This is a genomic window from Dactylosporangium sp. CA-139066 (assembly GCF_050936175.1).
GTDB lineage: Bacteria > Actinomycetota > Actinomycetes > Mycobacteriales > Micromonosporaceae > Dactylosporangium.
Map to the genome: position 1 here is coordinate 1,233,354 of NZ_JBNJNH010000002.1, position 16,237 is coordinate 1,249,590.

Here is a 16,237-nt window from a genome sequence, read left to right on the forward strand (position 1 = left end):
CCTACGCCCCCTTCTTCGCCTCGGCCGCCGCCCGTTCCACGATGCCGCGCAGGTCGCGGTGCTCGATCGCGGCCGCCATCAGCTCCGGGAACACGTCCGGCGTGCACGCGAAGGCCGGCACCCCCAGCGCGGCCAGCGCGGCGGCGTTCTCGCGGTCGTAGTCCGGCGCGCCCTCGTCCGACAGTGCCAGCAGCGTGATGACCTGCACCCCGGCCGCTGTCATCGCCGCGATCCGCCGCAGCATCTCCTCGCGCACGCCGCCCTCGTACAGGTCGCTGATCAGCACGAAGATCGTGTCCCGCGGCCGCGTGATGAGCTGCTGCCCGTACGCGATGGCCCGGTTGATGTCGGTGCCCCCGCCCAGCTGCGTCCCGAACAGCACGTCGACGGGATCGCTGAGCCGGTCGGTGAGGTCCACGACCGCGGTGTCGAACACGACCAGCGACGTCTTCAGCGAGCGCATCGAGGCGAGGACCGCGGCGAACACCCCCGAGTAGACGACCGACGCCGCCATCGACCCCGACTGGTCCACGCACAGCACGATGTCGCGCTGCACGGCCTGGGCCCGCCGCCCGTACCCGACCAGCCGCTCCGGCACGATCGTGCGCTGCTGCACCTGGTAGTGCTTCAGGTTGGCCCGGATCGTCCGGTGCCAGTCGATGTCGTGGTGCCGCGGCCGGTTGATCCGCGCCGCCCGGTTGAGCGCCCCGCTGAGCGCGGTGCGCGTCGGCTGCGTGATCCGCCGCTCGAGCTCGGCCACGACCCGCGCCACCACCTTGCGCGCGGCCCGCTTGCTCTTGTCCGGCATGACCCGGTTGAGCGACAGCAGCGTCCCGACGAGGTGCACGTCGGGCTCGACGGCGTCGAGCATCTCCGGCTCGAGCAGCAGGCGGGTGAGGTTGAGCCGCTCGATCGCGTCGGCCTGCATGACCTGCACGACCGTCGAGGGGAAGTACTGCCGGATGTCGCCCAGCCACCGCGCCACCCGCGGCGCCGAGGCCCCGAGCCCCGCGCCGCGCTGCGTCGGCGTGCCCTCCCCGCCGCTGTCGTAGAGCGCCCCCAGCGCGGCGTCGACCGCCGCGTCGGTGCCGCTCAGCCCGTAGCCGGTCCCCTCCGCCCCCGGCGCCCCGCCGAGCGCGAGCCGCCACCGCCGGAGCCGCTCGTCGCCCGCATCGTCGGCCTGCTCAGACATGAAGCTCCCTTCCCAGCAGCCGCGCCGCCACCGGCAGCAGCAGCGCGCCGCGGGCCGGGTCGACCTCGTCGTCCTCGCCGGCGCCCGGGCGCCCGGTGCCGATGTGGGCCGCCCGCTCGCCGATCATGCGCCGCTGGGGCGCCGGATACCCGCTGAACGTGCGCCGCAGCAGCGGCAGCACCTCGAGGAACGCGTCGCCGGGAATGCCCGTCAGCCACGCGTCGACCAGCGCCAGCAGCCGTTCGTCGTGCACCAGGAGCAGCCCGTCGCCGGCCAGGAACCCCTCGATCCACGCGGCCGTGCGGGCCACCGGCACGCCGACCGTGAGCACCAGCGCCATCCGGGCGCCGATCTCGTCCGCGTCGACCGCGCCCGCGTCCAGCAGCAGCCGGTTCATCCGGCCGGTCAGCAGCCCGTGCAGGTCGTCCCGGGTCGACAGCCCGGCCAGCACGCCCTGCCAGCGCTCCTGGGCCTCGGCGTCGTCGACCAGCGCCAGCGCCGCCTGCACCCCGTCGATCCGGTCCCGCATCACCGCGGCGGCGCTGTCGTCGAGCCCGCCGACCGCCGCCGGCAGCCCCACGCAGATGCGCGTGATCGTGCCGAGCGTGACGTCGCGCAGCGCGGTCAGGTCGGTGCCGCGCACGTCGCCGTACCGCAGCGTCCGCGCCAGCGCCGGCAGCGCCTCCATCAGGTGCGCCACGTCCGCGTCCAGCGCCATCCGCTCGTCCAGCGCGTCCAGCACCCCCGGCAGCGCGTCGGGCAGGTCGGCCAGCAGGCACCGCTCGACCAGCGCGGTCACGTCGGCCAGCGTCTTCGCGGCCGCGGCCTGCTCGGCGACCCGGGCGGTGGCCGCCTCGAGGACCGTCGTCCCGTACGCCCCCGCCTCCACCAGGTCCACCGCGAACTCGGGCTGCCAGGCGATCTCCCACTCCTCGCGGAACGTCCCCTTGCCCTTGGCCGCGGCCAGCACCTTGCCCCACTCGACGCCGAGCAGCCGCAGCCGGTGCAGCAGCCGGCTGCGATCCAAATCGAACGGCTGCCGCAGGTCCAGCCGCAGCTCCCGGCGCTCGACCCGGGGCGGCAGCCGCAGCCGCCGCTGGCTCCCGGCCACGTCCTTGGCGATCGGCACACCGGGCGTCTGATCTGGTACCCGCCCCAGCCGATCCCCCACGACCAGCCGCCGGTTGATCAGCGCCAGCCGCAGGTCATCCCCGTCGCACAGCACCGCGTGCGCGGCGTCGGTCACCTCGGCCAGCCCCGCGAGCGGCCGCCCGCGCATGGTCGCCAGCGCGTCGGCGAGCCGCGTCGCCTCGATCACGTGCGCGCTCGACACGGGCACGCCGTCCTTGCGCAGCACCCCCGCCGCGCGCACCAGCCACCGCTCGATCACGTGCGCGTCCACGGACGTGAACAGGTGGTGATACCACCCCGGCGACCGCACCCCCGCCCCGTACCCCTGCCACGACGCCAGCCGCGCATGCGTCCACGGCACCCACGTCATCTGCACCTTGATCTTGGGCAGCCCCCGCACGGTCGCGGCGTCCGCCGAGGCGCTCGGCAGCGGCGCGGTCAGCGCCGGCACGTGCCAGGCCCCGCACACCACGGCGACCCGCCCGAACTCCTTCAGCGCCGCCCGGAGCCCGATGCGCATGTACGCCTCGCGCCGCTCCTCATCGACCCGCTCCGCCTCCGGCGGCCGGGGCGCGCTCGCCCGCACGACCCCCATGGCCTCGGCGATCGCCTCGAACGGCGCCGCCGCGGCCCGCAGCTCCGCCTCGTCGATGTCGGGCTCGACCGCGAACAGCCCGACCCCGCCCATCGCCCCCACCGCGGCGCTCGCCCCCACCGCGGCGCTCGCCCCCACCGCGGCGCTCGCCTCCGCCGCGGCGCTCGCCTCCGCCGCGGCGCTCGCCCCCTCGGCGGCCCGCCCGTCACGGGGCGCATCGGACCGCGCGCCGCCGGACACGCCCGACCACGTGTCGCCGGACGACGGCGACCCAGAGGGCCGGAGGGGGTGGTCGAACCGGTGCTCGACGACGTCCTCCCACCAGCGCTCCGGGTCGTCGTATCCGGCCGCCTCCGCGAGCGCCCCGATCGGATCGATCCGCACGGCTTCGGCCGCGCGATCATCCTCCGCGTCCGGGCCCTCACCTTCCGCGCCGCCGCCCTCCGCGCCGCCGCCCCCCGCGCCGCCGCCCTCCGCGCCGCCGCCCTCCGCGCCGCTGGCCTCCGGGGCGCTGGCCTCCGGGGCGCTGGCCTCCGGGGCGCTGGCCTCCGGGGCGCCGGCTTCCGGACCGTTGGCTCCCGGGCCGCCGGCGTTGGCCGCCGCCGCGGTAGCCGCCAGGCGCACCGACGCGGGCATGTCGATGAACCGCACCGGCACCTCGCGCGCCACCGCCCACCGGATCGCCTGCCACTCGGGCGAGAACTCGGCCAGCGGCCAGAACGACGCCCGCAGCTTCGGGTCGGGGTGGTCGGCCGGATACGCCAGCAGCGCGACCGGGGCGCGCATGTCCTCGTCCCCGGCGTAGGGCACGAGCGCGTCGGCCTCGGGCGGCCCCTCGATCAGCACGACCTCGGGCTGGAACGCGGCCAGCGCCCGGCGCACCGCGCGCGCCGAGCCCGGCCCGTGGTGGCGCACGCCGAGCAGCAGCGGCTCACTCGCCACGGCGGGCCGCTCGGTAGAAGTCGCGCCAGCCTTCGCGCTCGCGCACCACCGTCTCCAAGTACTCCTGCCACACGACCTGGTCGGACACCGGGTCCTTGACCACGGCGCCGAGGATGCCCGCGGCGACGTCGCCGGCCCGCAGGACCCCGTCGCCGAAGTGCGCGGCGAGCGCCATGCCGTTGGTGACCACCGAGATCGCCTCTGCCGTGGACAGCGTGCCGCTCGGCGACTTGAGCTTGGTCCGCCCGTCCTCGGTGACGCCGTTGCGCAGCTCGCGGAACACGGTGACGACCCGCCGGATCTCGTCCACGGCGGCCGGCAGCTCGGGCAGCTCGAGCGCCCGCCCGAGCGCCGCGACCCGCCGGGCGACGATGTCGACCTCCTCCTCCACGCCGGCCGGCACGGGCAGCACCACCGTGTTGAACCGCCGCCGCAGCGCCGAGGACAGCTCGTTGACCCCGCGGTCCCGGTCGTTGGCGGTGGCGATCACGTTGAAGCCCTTGCGCGCCTGCACCTCCTCGCCCAGCTCCGGCACCGGCAGCGTCTTCTCCGACAGGATCGTGATCAGCGTGTCCTGCACGTCGGAGGGCACGCGCGTCAGCTCCTCGATGCGCGCGATCCGCCCGTCGGCCATCGCCCGCAGCACCGGGCTCGGGACCAGCGCGGCCCGGCTCGGCCCCTCGGCCAGCAGGCGCGCATAGTTCCAGCCGTATCGGATCGCCTCCTCCGGCGTGCCCGCCGTGCCCTGCACCAGCAGCGTCGAGTCGCCGCTGATCGCCGCGGCGAGGTGCTCGGACACCCAGGTCTTCGCGGTCCCGGGCACGCCGAGCAGCAGCAGCGCCCGATCCGTGGCGAGCGTGGCGACCGCGACCTCGATCAGCCGCCGCGGCCCGACGTACTTCGGCACGATCACGGTCCCGTCCGCCGCCTCGCCGCCGAGCAGGTAGGTCACCACCGCCGACGGCGACAGCCGCCACCCCGGCGGCCGGGGCCGTTCATCGCTCGCGGCGAGCGCCACGAGCTCCGCGGCGAACTCGTCCTCGGCGTGCCGCCGCTGCACGGTCTCGGCGACGGAGGCCGTCGCTCCCTGTGCGGCTGTGACATCAACAGTGGTCACGCGAGCTCCTCGAGCATGTCGTGGCGAAACCGGAGGGTGTCGGCGAAGCGGCCGACGATGGAGGACATCGGGTCGTCGGAGGGCAGCCCGGCGGCCAGCGCCGTGGCCCGGGCCGCCATGCCGGCCGGCAGGCGCAGCGCGGCGAGCTCGCACAGCCCGGCCAGCCGCCAACCGGCGGCGCGCCGGCCGCCGAGGTCGTCGAGCGCGGCGAACACGGCCTCGACCAGCGGCGGCGGCCACGGCCGCGGGCAGAGCTCCAGCACGTGCTCGACCCCGACCGCGGCCGCGCCGACCAGGCCCCGGCGCAGCACCTCGACGGCGATGGCGGCGAGCGCGTCGGAGGGGAGCGCGTCGTAGAGGGCCTCGAGCAGCAGCCGGTCATCGGGGCGCCCGCCGGCGGCGACCTCCTCGGTGAGCCGCCCGGTGAGCGCGGTGGCCCACCCCGGCTCCCGCTGGCCGGCGGCCGCCCGGGCCAGGCCGCGGCGCAGCACCGCCGCCCACTCGTCGGTCACGGGCAGCGCCAGGAACTCGTCGGGCTCGCCCCACACCCGCAGCGGCGTCCGGGTCAGCAGCTCCTCGAGCCACCAGGCCCGCTCCCCGACCCCGGCCGGCGGCCGCGGCACGATCCCGTCGCGGCGCATCGCCTTGTCGCAGGCGGTCGGCGGCACCACCCGGATCCGCCCGTCGACGACCCGCACGCACTGCGTCGCCCGCTCGATCATGCGCCGCGCGTAGGCACTGTCGGGCAGCAGCGCCAGTAGGTCCAGCGCCGCGAGCCGTACCTCCTTGCGCCGATCGTCCAGCGCGGTCTCCAGCAGCGGCTCGTCGGCCGCGGACAGCCCGGTGGCCAGCGCACCGAGCAGCGCGGCCCGGTCGTCGGGCGTCTCGGTGGCCCAGACCGCGGTGAGCATGTCGCGCCCGCGCTGCTCCCCCTCGGCCCCGCCGCGGCGCACCGCGGTCAGGATGCCGACCCGCCGCCCGATGGACCCGAGCTCCCAGCCCTGCCGGTCGTCGGCCGGCGCCTCCACGGCGGCGGCCCCCAGGTAGCCCCAGTCGGCCCGCTGCCCCGCCAGCCACACCGCGCGGGGCCCGCCGGCGGCGGCGATCAGCCCCCGCAGCGCCCGATGCCGCCGCCCGATCTCCAGCAGCGCCGGCAGCAGCTCGCCCGGCACCCGCCGGTGCCCGATGGCCCCCAGCCACTCGGCCAGCAGCTCGAGCCGCCCGTCGGCATCGCGCACCGGCACGGCGTTGCTCGTCCCGTAGCCGGCCGCGTCCACGGCGAGCAGGTCCGCCGCCCGGGCCGCCGAAGACCAGGACACGAGCGGGATGTCGGAGTCGTCCGGCGCGGCCGGCGGCACGACGAGCCCGGAGCGCGCCCGGAACCCCGCCCGCCGATACAGCGTCAACGCCCCCGCGGCGTCCAGCAGCGCCTCGGCCGGGTCCTCGCCCGGCGCCCCGACGTCCGGGGGCAGGGTGCGCCGCTGCGTCCCGACCAGTGCGGTCGCGAGCACGTCACCCCAGTCGGGCAGCGCCGCCCCGCCGGACCGGCGAGCTGCGGAACCGTCCGAACCCGGCGTGCGGGCGTCGCCCACGGCGTCCGGCCCTTCCTCGGGTGACGCGAACACGGACGGCGGCGGGCTGCCGGGAAGCGAGGTGCGGCGCGGCGGGGTCACAGGCGCACCAGCCGGTCGTCGGACCACACGCCGAGCGGCCGCAGCCCAGCCGCCGACCACTCGCCGGTCACCGTGGCGAAGCGGCCCGCGGTCACGGCGACCAGGCGCCAGGGCTCGCCGACCGCCGGGTCCAGCGGCAGGGCGTTGCCGGCGGAGTCGGCGAGGAGCCAGGCGTTGCCCTCGCGGACCGGGCAGACGGCGTCGAGGACCATCGGCCAGTAGTCCAGCCAGGGGTCGCCGGCCAGCGCCTCGGCGTGGGACTGCAGGTTGGGCTCGATGCCGGTCGCGCCGGCGACGCTGTGCATGCGCTCGGGCGGGGCGTGGCGCTTGGCGATGAGGGCGCGCTCCGGCTGGCCGCCGGGGTAGAGGCAGACGTCGGCGTCGAGCTCGGTGCCGGGCAGGAGGTCGATCGGCAGGGACTGCCCGGCGACGGCGAACGACAGGATGATCAGCGGGCGGCCCGAGGCGGCGCCGCGCAGCCAGGCCCGGCGCACGGTCAGCTGGTCCTCGATCTCGTCGCGGACGCCGTGGACCTGCCAGCGGTCGCGGACGGCGGGGCCGGCGAGGACCTGCTCGGTGGCGATGGGGACGCCGACGCGCATGCGGACGCTGGCGGCGAGGTCCTCGGGCAGCTCGGCCAGGCGCCGGTAGCCGCCGACGAGCAGGTGCAGGCGGGCGAGCTCGCCCAGCAGGCGCTCGGGGGAGCCCATGGCCGCGGCGGTGCGGCGCAGGATGCCGGCGGCGCTGGCCGCCTGGGCGTCGACGAGCCGGGCGATCATCGTGTCCCACGAGGCGGCGTCGCGGCCGGTGCCGGCGAGGCCGGAGCGCGCCTGGTCGGCGAGCCAGCGGTCCAGCTCCTCGAGGCCGGCCGAGATCCGGTCGGCGCGACGGGCCTGGGTCTTTTCGCTGGGGGCGGCGCGTCCCGCAGTACCGCTGCGGGGTGAAGGATCTTGGGAGGGCGGCGCGGCGGCGGCGCGATTGGCGCGCGCGGCTCGCGAGGCCTGCCAGGCGCTCGCCCACGAGGGCGCGACGGCCTCAAGGACCGAGCCGGAGGACCAGCGCAGGAGCAGGGCCAGGGCGTGCTTGCAGGGGAGCTTCCGGCTGGGGCAGGTGCACTTGAACGCGGGCTCGGTCAGGTCGACCGCGGTCTGATACGGCGTGGCGCCGCTGCCCTGGCAGAGGCCCCACAGGGTCGGGTCGATGTCGTCGCCGGCGCTCAACCCGGTCTCCAGCCAGGCGCGATCGCCGGCGAGCCCGCGCGCCGCCCGCTGGGCGGACGAGTCGGGTGCCAGCGCCATCACCTGGTCGGTGGTCCAGACCGCGGTGACCGTCGTTGTTTCGGCCATGCTGCTAACCGTAGTGAGGGGGTACGACATTTCCGCGCTGGGTATGTTTCCCGTCATGAGACCCGTGCGCACCGTCGCCCGTTCGCTGCTCGCCACGATCTTCGTGGTCCAGGGCTGGGCCGCGTTCCGCGACCCGGCAAAGCTCGCCGTCCGGGCGCGGGCGGTCACCGACCGGCTGGAGCCGACGATCAAGGCCGTGCACCCGAGCCTGCCGACCGAGGCCGAAACGCTGGTGCGCATCAACGGCGCCGCGCAGATGGCCGGCGGCGTGCTGCTGGCGACCGGGCACGCCACCCGGCCGGCGGCCCTGGTGCTGGCCGGCTCGCTGGTGCCCACGACGCTGGCCGGCCACGCGTTCTGGGAGCTCGAGGACCCGCAGCAGCGCGCCGCGCAGAGGATCCAGTTCATGAAGAACCTGGGGCTGATCGGCGGCCTGCTCATGGCCGCGGTCGACCGCGAGGGCCGGCCGGACCTGCGCTGGCGGGCCGGGCACGCGGCGAAGACGATGCGGCGCGCCCGCCGCCACCTCAAGCATCAGCTCAAGGACAGTTCACCCATTCCTCTTCGCCATCGGTGAACACCTGACGCTTCCACACGGGCAGCCGGGCCTTGACCTCGTCGACCAGCCGCGCGCAGAGGGCGAAGGCCTCGGCCCGGTGCGCGGTCGACACGGCGGCGGCGAGCGCCACATCGCCGATCTCCAGGCGGCCGACCCGGTGCGACACGGCCAGGCCGCGCACCGCCGGGTCGGCGGCGATCTCCGCGGCCACCTCGGCGAGGACGTCGGCGGCGCTGGGGTGCCCCTCGTACTCGAGCTCGACCACCCCCCGCCCGCCGTCGTGATCGCGCACGACGCCGGCGAAGGACACGACGGCCCCGGCCGCGCGGTGCTCGACGAAGAGCTCGTGCGCGCGCACGTCCAGCGGCTCGGTGGTCACGGTGGTCCTGATCACGAGCGCTCCCCGTCCAGCAGCGGCACCAGCTGGGCCTGCGTGCCCGCGCGGCCCTCGGACCCGGGCGGGATCACCGCGAACCCCACCGAGTTGGCCAGCCCGCGCAGCATCGAGGAGCCGACGTGCGCGACCGGGTGCGCCCGCCCGTCGGCCAGCGTGACCAGCGCGAGGTGGGTGAAGTCGCCACGGCCGGGCACGTCGGCGCCGAGGGTGACGGTGCCGAGCGTGGGCATCGGGCGGCCGGTCAGCCCGGCCAGCAGCGGCATCACCAGCGACACCAGCGCGACGAACGTGGACTGCGGGTTGCCGGGCAGGCCGGCCACGAACTGACCACCGGGCAGCCGGGCGACGAGCATCGGGAAGCCGGGCCGGACCGCGACGGTGTTGACGATGTACTGCGCCCCGAGCTCGGCCAGCGCCGGATGCAGGTGGTCGACGGGCCCGTGCATGGTGCCGCCGGTGGTGCAGATGACCTGGGCGCCGGCGTCGATCGCGCCGCGCAGCGCGGCGACGTGGTCGGCGAGGGTGTCGGCGACGGGCCCGCGGGTGTGCACGACGTCGGTGCCGGCGCGGCGCAGCCAGGACGGCAGCGCCGGCCCGAGCGCGTCGCGGACCCGGCCGTCGCCGGGGACGCCCGCGGTGAGCAGCTCGTCGCCGAAGACCAGCAGGGCGGCGCGGGGCGCGGGGCGGCAGCTGAGGGTGTCGTACCCGCACGAGGCGGCCAGCCCGATGACGCCGGGCGTGACGGGCGTGCCGGCGGGCAGGAGCTCCTCGCCGGCGGCGGCCTCCTCGCCGCGGCGCCGCCAGTCGGGGATCCGGCCCTGGCGCGGCTCGCCGGTGACGGCGCCGTCGGTGGTGACCGAGTCCTCGATCCGCACGATCGCGGTGGTGCCCTCGGGGACCATGCCGCCGGTGGCGATCTCGACGCAGGTCCCGTCCATGGCCAGCGGCACCGCCGTGTCACCGGCGAGGACGCGCCCGACGATCCGCCACGGTGCCGGGCCGCGGGCGGCCCAGCCGTCGACGCTCGAGGTCGGGAAGGCCGGCAGGTCGGTCAGGGTCACCAGCGGTTCGGCGAGCGTGAGGCCGTCGGATTCCACGAGCGGGACCGGCACCGGGCCCGGCGCGGCCGCCGAGCCCGCCTCGAACACCGCCTCGCGGGCCGCGGCCCACGCGATCGGTAACGTCACGCCGGAAAGCCTAGACCTTCAGCTGCGGGTCACCACGAGGTGAGCCTCGCCGGCCTTCGCCGAGGTCACCTTGACGTGAATGCGGCCGACGTCGCTCTCGGCGCCCGCCTCGATCGTGCGGGTCGTCCCGCTCTCGCGGACGTCGAGCCCGCCGTCGCGAAGGTTGCTGAAGTACACCGTGCGGGCCGGCTTGAACAGCGACAGATCGGTCTTCGTGGACGAGGTGGTCTTGACGGTCAGGGTGCACGAGCCGCCGCTGCACTTCGTGTTCACGCTGCTGGTCGTGCAGGCGGCCAGGGGTACCGACAAAAGGAAAACAAGAATGGTCGACTTGAGGCGCATGGCCTCCGAGCCTGGCAGCCCGGGACCGCGTGCCGTGCGTCGATGACCCGTATCCGTCAGTGATCGCCGCCACGGAGCTGCTCGACGGCGTGCCGGAGGATCGGGCCGAGCACGGTCAGGCCGTCCTTGGCGCCGCCGCGGGAGCCGGGCAGGTTGACCACGAGCGTGCGCCCGGCCACGCCGGCCAGCCCGCGGGACAGGATCGCCGTCGGTACCTTGGCCGCTCCCGCCGCCCGAATGGCCTCCGCGATGCCGGGCACCTCGTAGTCGAGCACCCGCCGCGTCATCTCCGGGGTCGCGTCGGTCGGCGTGACCCCGGTGCCGCCGCTGGTCAGCACGACGTCGGCGCCGGCGGCGACCGCCTCGCGCAGCGCCGCCTCCACGGGCGGCCCGTCGGGCACGACGACCGGGTCGGCGACGTCGAAGCCCAGCTCGCGCAGGCCGTCGACGAGGACGGGGCCGCTCGTGTCCGCGTACACCCCGGCCGCGGCCCGGTTCGAGGCGACCACCACGACGGCCTTCACGGGCGCTCCCACAGTCCGGTCTTGCCGCCCTCTTTCCGCAGCACCCGCACCGACTCGAGCGACGCCGCCGGGTCGACCGCCTTGACCATGTCGATGAGCGCCAGGCCGGCGGCCGCCACCGCGGTGAGCGCCTCCATCTCGACGCCGGTGCGGTCGGCGGTGCGCGCGGCGACCTCGATCTCGATCGTCTCGTCACGCAGCGTCAACTCCACCGTCACGCCGTGCAGGGCGATCGGATGGCACAGGGGTATGAGGTCGGGGGTCCGCTTGGCCCCCATGATCCCCGCGATCCGGGCGACCGCCAGCGCGTCGCCCTTCGGCAGTGCCCCGTCGCGCAACAGGTCGACGACTTCGGTTGTGGTGCGGACGAATCCCGCCGCGACGGCCCGCCGGACGGTCACGTCCTTGGCGGCCACGTCGACCATCCGCGCGGCGCCGGAGGCGTCCACGTGGGTCAGCTCATGTGCCACCCGCCGAGCCTAGTCGCCCCGCGCGGAAGTTTGTTTGATCATGCACGCTTAGGGCTAGTTGGGTCGAAATCACTATACGGAGCGTCACTTTCGCCTCATCAAATCGTGACAATGGCAGCTATAGTTCGCAAACTATGATTCGACCGACAAATCGCCTTGAGCATCTTGCGTTTTGCACCCTAGGCTGCGTTCAGCGCTCAGCACTTCGACAAGTTTCGATGCATTAGCGCCACGGGGGTCGTATCCGCGACGACCTTTTGGGGGTGAGCAAGATGCAGAAGGAGTGGAGTTGGGCCTAGGTCCGATGTACGGCTTGACAACACCGCAGCATCGTCGGCAACGATGGGTCGACGGCGATGCAGAGTCAACCGCGAACCGACGACGCGACCAACCGGCGCCCGTGGCGTCTCGTTGGTCCCGTCGTCGTCGGCGGGAGCATCTTCGGCCTCTGGGGGCTCTGGAACATCACCAACTACGGCCGGCTCTTCCTGCCCATGCTGGCTCTGACCGCGGTGATGATCGGCAACGGCTACCTGACGATCCGCATCCGGGTTAGATCGACAAACTTCGACACATCGCCGACCAGTGCCATCCTCGTCGTCGCCGCCGCTCTCCTGCCCCCCGCGCCGATCATCCTCGGCGCATTGTGCGGCACATTGCTCCTGGCACTCATCCGGCGCCATACCGACCCGGTAAAGGTCAGCTTCAATGTCGCGAAAGAGACGCTTTGCTTCGGTACGGCCGCATTTGCGGCTGAGGCCGCGGGTCTCCAGCCAATTCTGCTGAAGCCGGACTTCAGTGTCATCGACGTCATTCCCGGCATGTTCGCCGCATGCGTCGCATATGCCGTGACGGACGAACTCATTTCGAACACGCTATTCGCGATCATTACGGGCACATCGCTGCGCCAGCGGCTCACCGCGACCATGCGGACCCAGCTCATCACCCGGTCCGGGCTCTTCATCGTGGCCGTGGCGACCATCACGGCGTACCACGTCAGCGAATGGCTCCTGCTCGTCCTGCCGCCGCTCGCGTACGCCATCCACCTCGCCGCCGCCAATCAGGTCCGCACCCGGCAGGGCAACGAGGCGTGGCAGCGCCTGGCCGAGGCCACCGACGAGTTCAACTCCGTCGACCAGACCGCCGTCCTGTACGCGGCCGTGCGCCGGGCGGCCGACATCTTCTCCACCGACGAGGCCGAGGTCCAGGTCAGCCCGCCGGGCGGCCGGCCCCGCCTCGTGCGCAGCGACGGCAAGCAGATCCTCTTCGACGGCGCCCCCGACGACGCCCCGACCGCCGAGGGCTTCCTCATCCCGATCGCCCTCGAGAGCTACCAGGGCGACGCCGACCTCGGCGAGCTGCGGCTGCGCTTCCGGGGCAAGGGCCCGGTCAAGTTCACCGAGCGCGAGCAGTACACCCTGCGCACCTTCGCCGCCGCCCTGTGCACGGCGATCCGCAACGCCGCCACGTTCGCCGAGACGCAGCGGCTCGCCGACAGCCACGCCCGCGCGGCCGCGCACGACCCGCTGACCGGCCTGGCCAACCGGAGGCGGCTGCAGCAGTACGGCGACGAGGTCCTCGCCTCCGGCGTCGTGGGCGTCCTGCTCATCGACCTCAACCACTTCAAGGAGGTCAACGACACGCTCGGGCACGCCGAGGGCGACCGGGTGCTGATCAGCGTGGGCGAGCGCCTCGTCGCCGCCGCCCGCCCCGACGACCTGGTGGCCCGCTTCGGCGGCGACGAGTTCGCGGTCGTCCTCACCGGCCTGAGCGCGCCGGCGCTGGCCGAGCCGCGCGCGCAGTCCCTGCTCGACGCGCTCGCCCCGCCGATCGAGCTCGACGACATGCGCATCAGCGTCGAGGCCAGCTGCGGCGTGGCCACCGGCAGCGGCGGCTCCATCGGCGAGCTGCTGCGGCGGGCCGACGTGGCGCTGTACCAGGCCAAGCAGGAGGGCCAGCGGGTCGTCGTCTACGCCCGCGCCCGCGACACCGCCGACGTCGGCACCCTCACCCTCGGCGGCGACCTCGCCCGCGCCGTCGCCGAGCAGCAGTTCACGGTGCACTTCCAGCCCATCGTCGACCTCGCCAGCGGCCGCGTCATCGCCGCCGAGGCGCTGACCCGCTGGCACCACCCCGACCGCGGCTACCTCGCCCCCGACCGCTTCCTCGGCGCCATCGAGCGCTCGGGTCAGCTCGCCGCGTTCGCCGATGCCGTACTCGACCAGGCCCTCATCGCCGCCACCGAATGGGCCGACGCCGGCCACCTCGTCCCCGTCGCGGTCAACGTCTCCCCGCGCAGCCTGCTCGACCCGTCGTTCCCCGACGCGGTCGCCCGCCGCCTCGCCGCCCGCGGCGTGCCCTCGTCCTCGCTCGTCATCGAGCTCACCGAGTCGGTCACGCTGAGCAAGCTCGAGGTCGTCGACGAGGTCCTCGCCGCCCTGCGCGACCAGGGCATCCGCCTCGCCCTCGACGACTTCGGCACCGGGTTCTCGTCGCTGGCCACCCTCGCCCGCGTGCCGGTCGACGAACTCAAGATCGACCGCAGCTTCGTCGCCGCCATGAACGCCTCCGCGCCCGGCGCCGTCGTCCGCTCCACCATCGACCTCGGCCGCAGCCTCGACCTGCTCGTCGTCGCCGAGGGCGTGGAGCGCGAGGACCAGCGGCAGCAGCTCTGGGAGCTCGGCTGCCCCGCCGGCCAGGGCCACCTCTTCGCCCGCGCCATGCCTGCCGACCGGCTCCTCGCCGCCCTCGACCGCGGCGACGGCCACCTCGCCGCCCCGCTGCACGACACCGGCGCGGTCATTCGCATGTCGCGCAGCCGCCGCGCCCGCCGCATGAGCATGGGCGGCGAACCCCCTGGCCGCGAGAAGTCGACCTAGCCTGCGTCAGAATGGTCGGCATCGTGACCGACCTGCGCGCCCGCCTCATCGATGCCACCGGCTACGCGCTGTGCGCCGCATTCGCCGGCGTCACCGCGCTCACCTCCACCCTCCTGCCGCACCGGGCCTGGGGCTCGATCACCTGGATCGGCTATGCGGCCGCCGTCGCCGCGGTGTTCGCCATCGGCCGCTTCCGCATCGTGCCGCTCGTCTTCGCCGCCACCGCCCTGCTCCCGCTCGTCGTCGAGGCCGTCCAGCGCGCCGCCGGCCGCACCGACCGGGCCCAGGAGGAGGTACTCGTCGTCGAGCAGATGGGCCGGCGCCTGGCCGACACCGGCACCCCGTACCTCGGCCACGCCGCGATCGCCGCCCTGCCCGACGCCGACCGCCTGATGGCCTACGCCCCGTACCAGCCCGGCATGGCCCTCTTCGGCCTGCCGCGCGCCGCCTTCGGCCCGGCCTGGTGGACCGACGCCCGCGTGTGGTTCGCCGTCGTCACGGTGTTCTGCCTGTGGTACACCGTGAGCCTCCTCGCCCCGATCGCTCCCGCGGACCGATCGCTGCGCCTGGTCCAGTCCGTGGCGGTCCTCCCGCTCTGCACGCTGACGCTCGCCACCGGCGGCGACGACCTGCCCGTCCTCACGCTCTGCCTGCTCGCCGCGGCCCTGGCCGCCCGCGACCGCTACACCGCCGCCGGCGTCGCGGTCGGCGTCGCCGGCGCCCTCAAGCTCTTCGCCCTCCCGGTCGCCGCCGTCCTGCTCGTGCTGGTCCTCTGCGCCGGTGGACGCCTTGATCTCGCCGGTCGGCTGCGCCAGGCCGGCCGGTTTGCCCTCGGCGCCATCGGACTCCCGCTGCTGGCGCTGCTCCCGGCCCTCCTCGTCGGAGCCGACGCGTACGTCGAGAACGCCCTGCGCTTCCCCGCCGGCCACGGCCTCGTCACCAGCCCAGCGCAGTCCCCGCTGCCCGGCCACCTCATCGCCGAGAGCACCGCGGGCGGCCGCACCATCGCCCTCGCCCTGCTCCTGGTCGCGGGCGCCACGATCGCCGTCCTGCTCTACCGCCGCCCCCCGGCCACGGCCGGCGCCGCCGCCGCGTACATCGCCGCCGGCCTGACCGCCGCGATCACGCTCACGCCGAGCACGCGGTTCGGGTACCTCCTCTATCCCGTCGCCTTCGTCGCCCTCTGGTGGTCGCTGCGCCCCCGCCCCGATGCCGTGACCGGATGACGCCGGCCGCGCACTCGGCGTAGACAGGACGTATGGGCTTCCGCAACCGCGTCGAGGCGGGCGAGGAACTGGCCGGGCTCCTGATCGCGTACGCCGACCGCCCGGACGCCATCGCCCTGGGCCTGGTCCGCGGCGGCGTCCCCGTGGCCGCCGAGGTCGCCACCCGCCTGCGCATCCCGCTCGACGTCCTGGTGGTCCGCAAGCTGGGCGTCCCGTGGGCTCCGGAGGTGGCGTTCGGCGCCGTGGGCCCCGGCGGCGTGCAGGTCCTCAACGACGAGATCGCCGGCCGCCTGGACCAGGAGGAGATCGACGAGGTCATACGCCGCGAGTCGGCCGAGCTCCGCCGCCGCGAGCTCCTCTTCCGCCACGGCCGCCCACCGCTCGACCTGACCGGCCGCACGGCCCTGGTCATCGACGACGGCCTGGCGACGGGCGCGACGTCCGGCGCCGCCGTGGCGGTCGCCCGCCAGTTGTCGGCCGCGCAGGTGATCCTGGCCGTCCCGGTCGCGGCGGACGCGGCCGCGGCGCGCCTGACCCGCCTGACCGACGCCTTCGTCTGCCCCTTGACGACCCCCAACTTCGGCGCGGTGAGCCGCTTCTACGACGACTTCCACCAGCTCACCGACGCGGACGTGACCACACTTCTGACCCGCTGAC

General features: G+C 74.9%; 14 protein-coding genes. 4 read left to right on the plus strand and 10 right to left on the minus strand.

The features are described from left to right. Position 1: 1 nt before the first annotated feature. The 5 genes from ACQEVU_RS50490 to ACQEVU_RS50510 are packed head-to-tail and all read right to left on the minus strand — an operon-like array spanning position 2 to position 7,996. Positions 2-1,192, minus strand: coding sequence for a VWA domain-containing protein (locus ACQEVU_RS50490; protein WP_433337588.1), 1,191 nt, complete (start codon positions 1,190-1,192; stop codon positions 2-4). After that, positions 1,185-3,860, minus strand: coding sequence for a DUF5682 family protein (locus ACQEVU_RS50495; protein WP_433337590.1), 2,676 nt, complete (start codon positions 3,858-3,860; stop codon positions 1,185-1,187). The genes ACQEVU_RS50490 and ACQEVU_RS50495 overlap by 8 nt, the downstream gene beginning before the upstream one ends. After that, entirely contained in the window at positions 3,850-4,977 is a 1,128-nt protein-coding gene (locus ACQEVU_RS50500; protein WP_433337592.1) for an ATP-binding protein, read from the minus strand. The genes ACQEVU_RS50495 and ACQEVU_RS50500 overlap by 11 nt, the downstream gene beginning before the upstream one ends. Then, positions 4,974-6,650, minus strand: coding sequence for a DUF5691 domain-containing protein (locus ACQEVU_RS50505; protein ID WP_433337594.1), 1,677 nt, complete (start codon positions 6,648-6,650; stop codon positions 4,974-4,976). Before ACQEVU_RS50505 ends, ACQEVU_RS50500 begins: the two co-directional genes overlap by 4 nt. Further along, positions 6,647-7,996, minus strand: a complete 1,350-nt coding sequence (locus ACQEVU_RS50510; RefSeq protein WP_433337596.1) for an SWIM zinc finger family protein — start codon at positions 7,994-7,996, stop codon at positions 6,647-6,649. Before ACQEVU_RS50510 ends, ACQEVU_RS50505 begins: the two co-directional genes overlap by 4 nt. Before the next feature lie 55 nt (positions 7,997-8,051). Here ACQEVU_RS50510 and ACQEVU_RS50515 point away from each other — a divergent pair, with 55 nt between their 5' ends. Then, positions 8,052-8,573, plus strand: coding sequence for a DoxX family protein (locus ACQEVU_RS50515; RefSeq protein ID WP_433337598.1), 522 nt, complete (start codon positions 8,052-8,054; stop codon positions 8,571-8,573). Here the strand turns inward: ACQEVU_RS50515 and ACQEVU_RS50520 are convergent. The 5 genes from ACQEVU_RS50520 to moaC are packed head-to-tail and all read right to left on the minus strand — an operon-like array spanning position 8,536 to position 11,475. Next, positions 8,536-8,949: a molybdenum cofactor biosynthesis protein MoaE gene (locus tag ACQEVU_RS50520; protein ID WP_433337600.1), complete on the minus strand. Its 414-nt coding sequence runs from the start codon at positions 8,947-8,949 to the stop codon at positions 8,536-8,538. The genes ACQEVU_RS50515 and ACQEVU_RS50520 overlap by 38 nt on opposite strands. Further along, positions 8,946-10,139, minus strand: coding sequence for a molybdopterin molybdotransferase MoeA (locus ACQEVU_RS50525; RefSeq protein ID WP_433337602.1), 1,194 nt, complete (start codon positions 10,137-10,139; stop codon positions 8,946-8,948). The genes ACQEVU_RS50520 and ACQEVU_RS50525 overlap by 4 nt, the downstream gene beginning before the upstream one ends. Before the next feature lie 18 nt (positions 10,140-10,157). Then, positions 10,158-10,481 carry a hypothetical protein gene (locus tag ACQEVU_RS50530; protein WP_433337604.1) on the minus strand — a complete coding sequence of 108 codons (324 nt, stop codon included), beginning with the start codon at positions 10,479-10,481 and terminating at the stop codon, positions 10,158-10,160. A gap of 56 nt (positions 10,482-10,537) precedes the next feature. Further along, positions 10,538-11,005, minus strand: a complete 468-nt coding sequence (locus tag ACQEVU_RS50535; RefSeq protein ID WP_433337606.1) for a MogA/MoaB family molybdenum cofactor biosynthesis protein — start codon at positions 11,003-11,005, stop codon at positions 10,538-10,540. Continuing rightward, positions 11,002-11,475: a cyclic pyranopterin monophosphate synthase MoaC gene (moaC, locus tag ACQEVU_RS50540; protein WP_433337608.1), complete on the minus strand. Its 474-nt coding sequence runs from the start codon at positions 11,473-11,475 to the stop codon at positions 11,002-11,004. Before moaC ends, ACQEVU_RS50535 begins: the two co-directional genes overlap by 4 nt. Before the next feature lie 356 nt (positions 11,476-11,831). Here moaC and ACQEVU_RS50545 point away from each other — a divergent pair, with 356 nt between their 5' ends. From ACQEVU_RS50545 to ACQEVU_RS50555, 3 genes are read left to right on the plus strand one after another with little or no spacing between them, the layout of a single operon-like run. Next, positions 11,832-14,354 carry a putative bifunctional diguanylate cyclase/phosphodiesterase gene (locus ACQEVU_RS50545; RefSeq protein ID WP_433337610.1) on the plus strand — a complete coding sequence of 841 codons (2,523 nt, stop codon included), beginning with the start codon at positions 11,832-11,834 and terminating at the stop codon, positions 14,352-14,354. Positions 14,355-14,365: 11 nt separating this feature from the next. Further along, positions 14,366-15,580 carry a glycosyltransferase 87 family protein gene (locus ACQEVU_RS50550; protein ID WP_433337612.1) on the plus strand — a complete coding sequence of 405 codons (1,215 nt, stop codon included), beginning with the start codon at positions 14,366-14,368 and terminating at the stop codon, positions 15,578-15,580. A 32-nt stretch (positions 15,581-15,612) separates the two neighbouring features. Next, on the plus strand, positions 15,613-16,236 hold the full coding sequence (locus ACQEVU_RS50555) for a phosphoribosyltransferase (RefSeq protein WP_433337614.1): 624 nt from the start codon (positions 15,613-15,615) through the stop codon (positions 16,234-16,236). Position 16,237: the final 1 nt, after the last annotated feature.

What these genes read in the sequence shown, in the direction of transcription:
- ACQEVU_RS50545 (WP_433337610.1), top strand. Translation starts at nt 11,832, where the DNA reads ATGCAGAGTCAACCGCGAACCGACGACGCGACCAACCGGCGCCCGTGG.
- ACQEVU_RS50555 (WP_433337614.1), top strand. Translation starts at nt 15,613, where the DNA reads ATGGGCTTCCGCAACCGCGTCGAGGCGGGCGAGGAACTGGCCGGGCTC.
- ACQEVU_RS50550 (WP_433337612.1), top strand. Translation starts at nt 14,366, where the DNA reads ATGGTCGGCATCGTGACCGACCTGCGCGCCCGCCTCATCGATGCCACC.
- ACQEVU_RS50530 (WP_433337604.1), bottom strand. Translation starts at nt 10,481, where the DNA reads ATGCGCCTCAAGTCGACCATTCTTGTTTTCCTTTTGTCGGTACCCCTG.
- ACQEVU_RS50510 (WP_433337596.1), bottom strand. Translation starts at nt 7,996, where the DNA reads ATGGCCGAAACAACGACGGTCACCGCGGTCTGGACCACCGACCAGGTG.
- ACQEVU_RS50515 (WP_433337598.1), top strand. Translation starts at nt 8,052, where the DNA reads ATGAGACCCGTGCGCACCGTCGCCCGTTCGCTGCTCGCCACGATCTTC.
- ACQEVU_RS50490 (WP_433337588.1), bottom strand. Translation starts at nt 1,192, where the DNA reads ATGTCTGAGCAGGCCGACGATGCGGGCGACGAGCGGCTCCGGCGGTGG.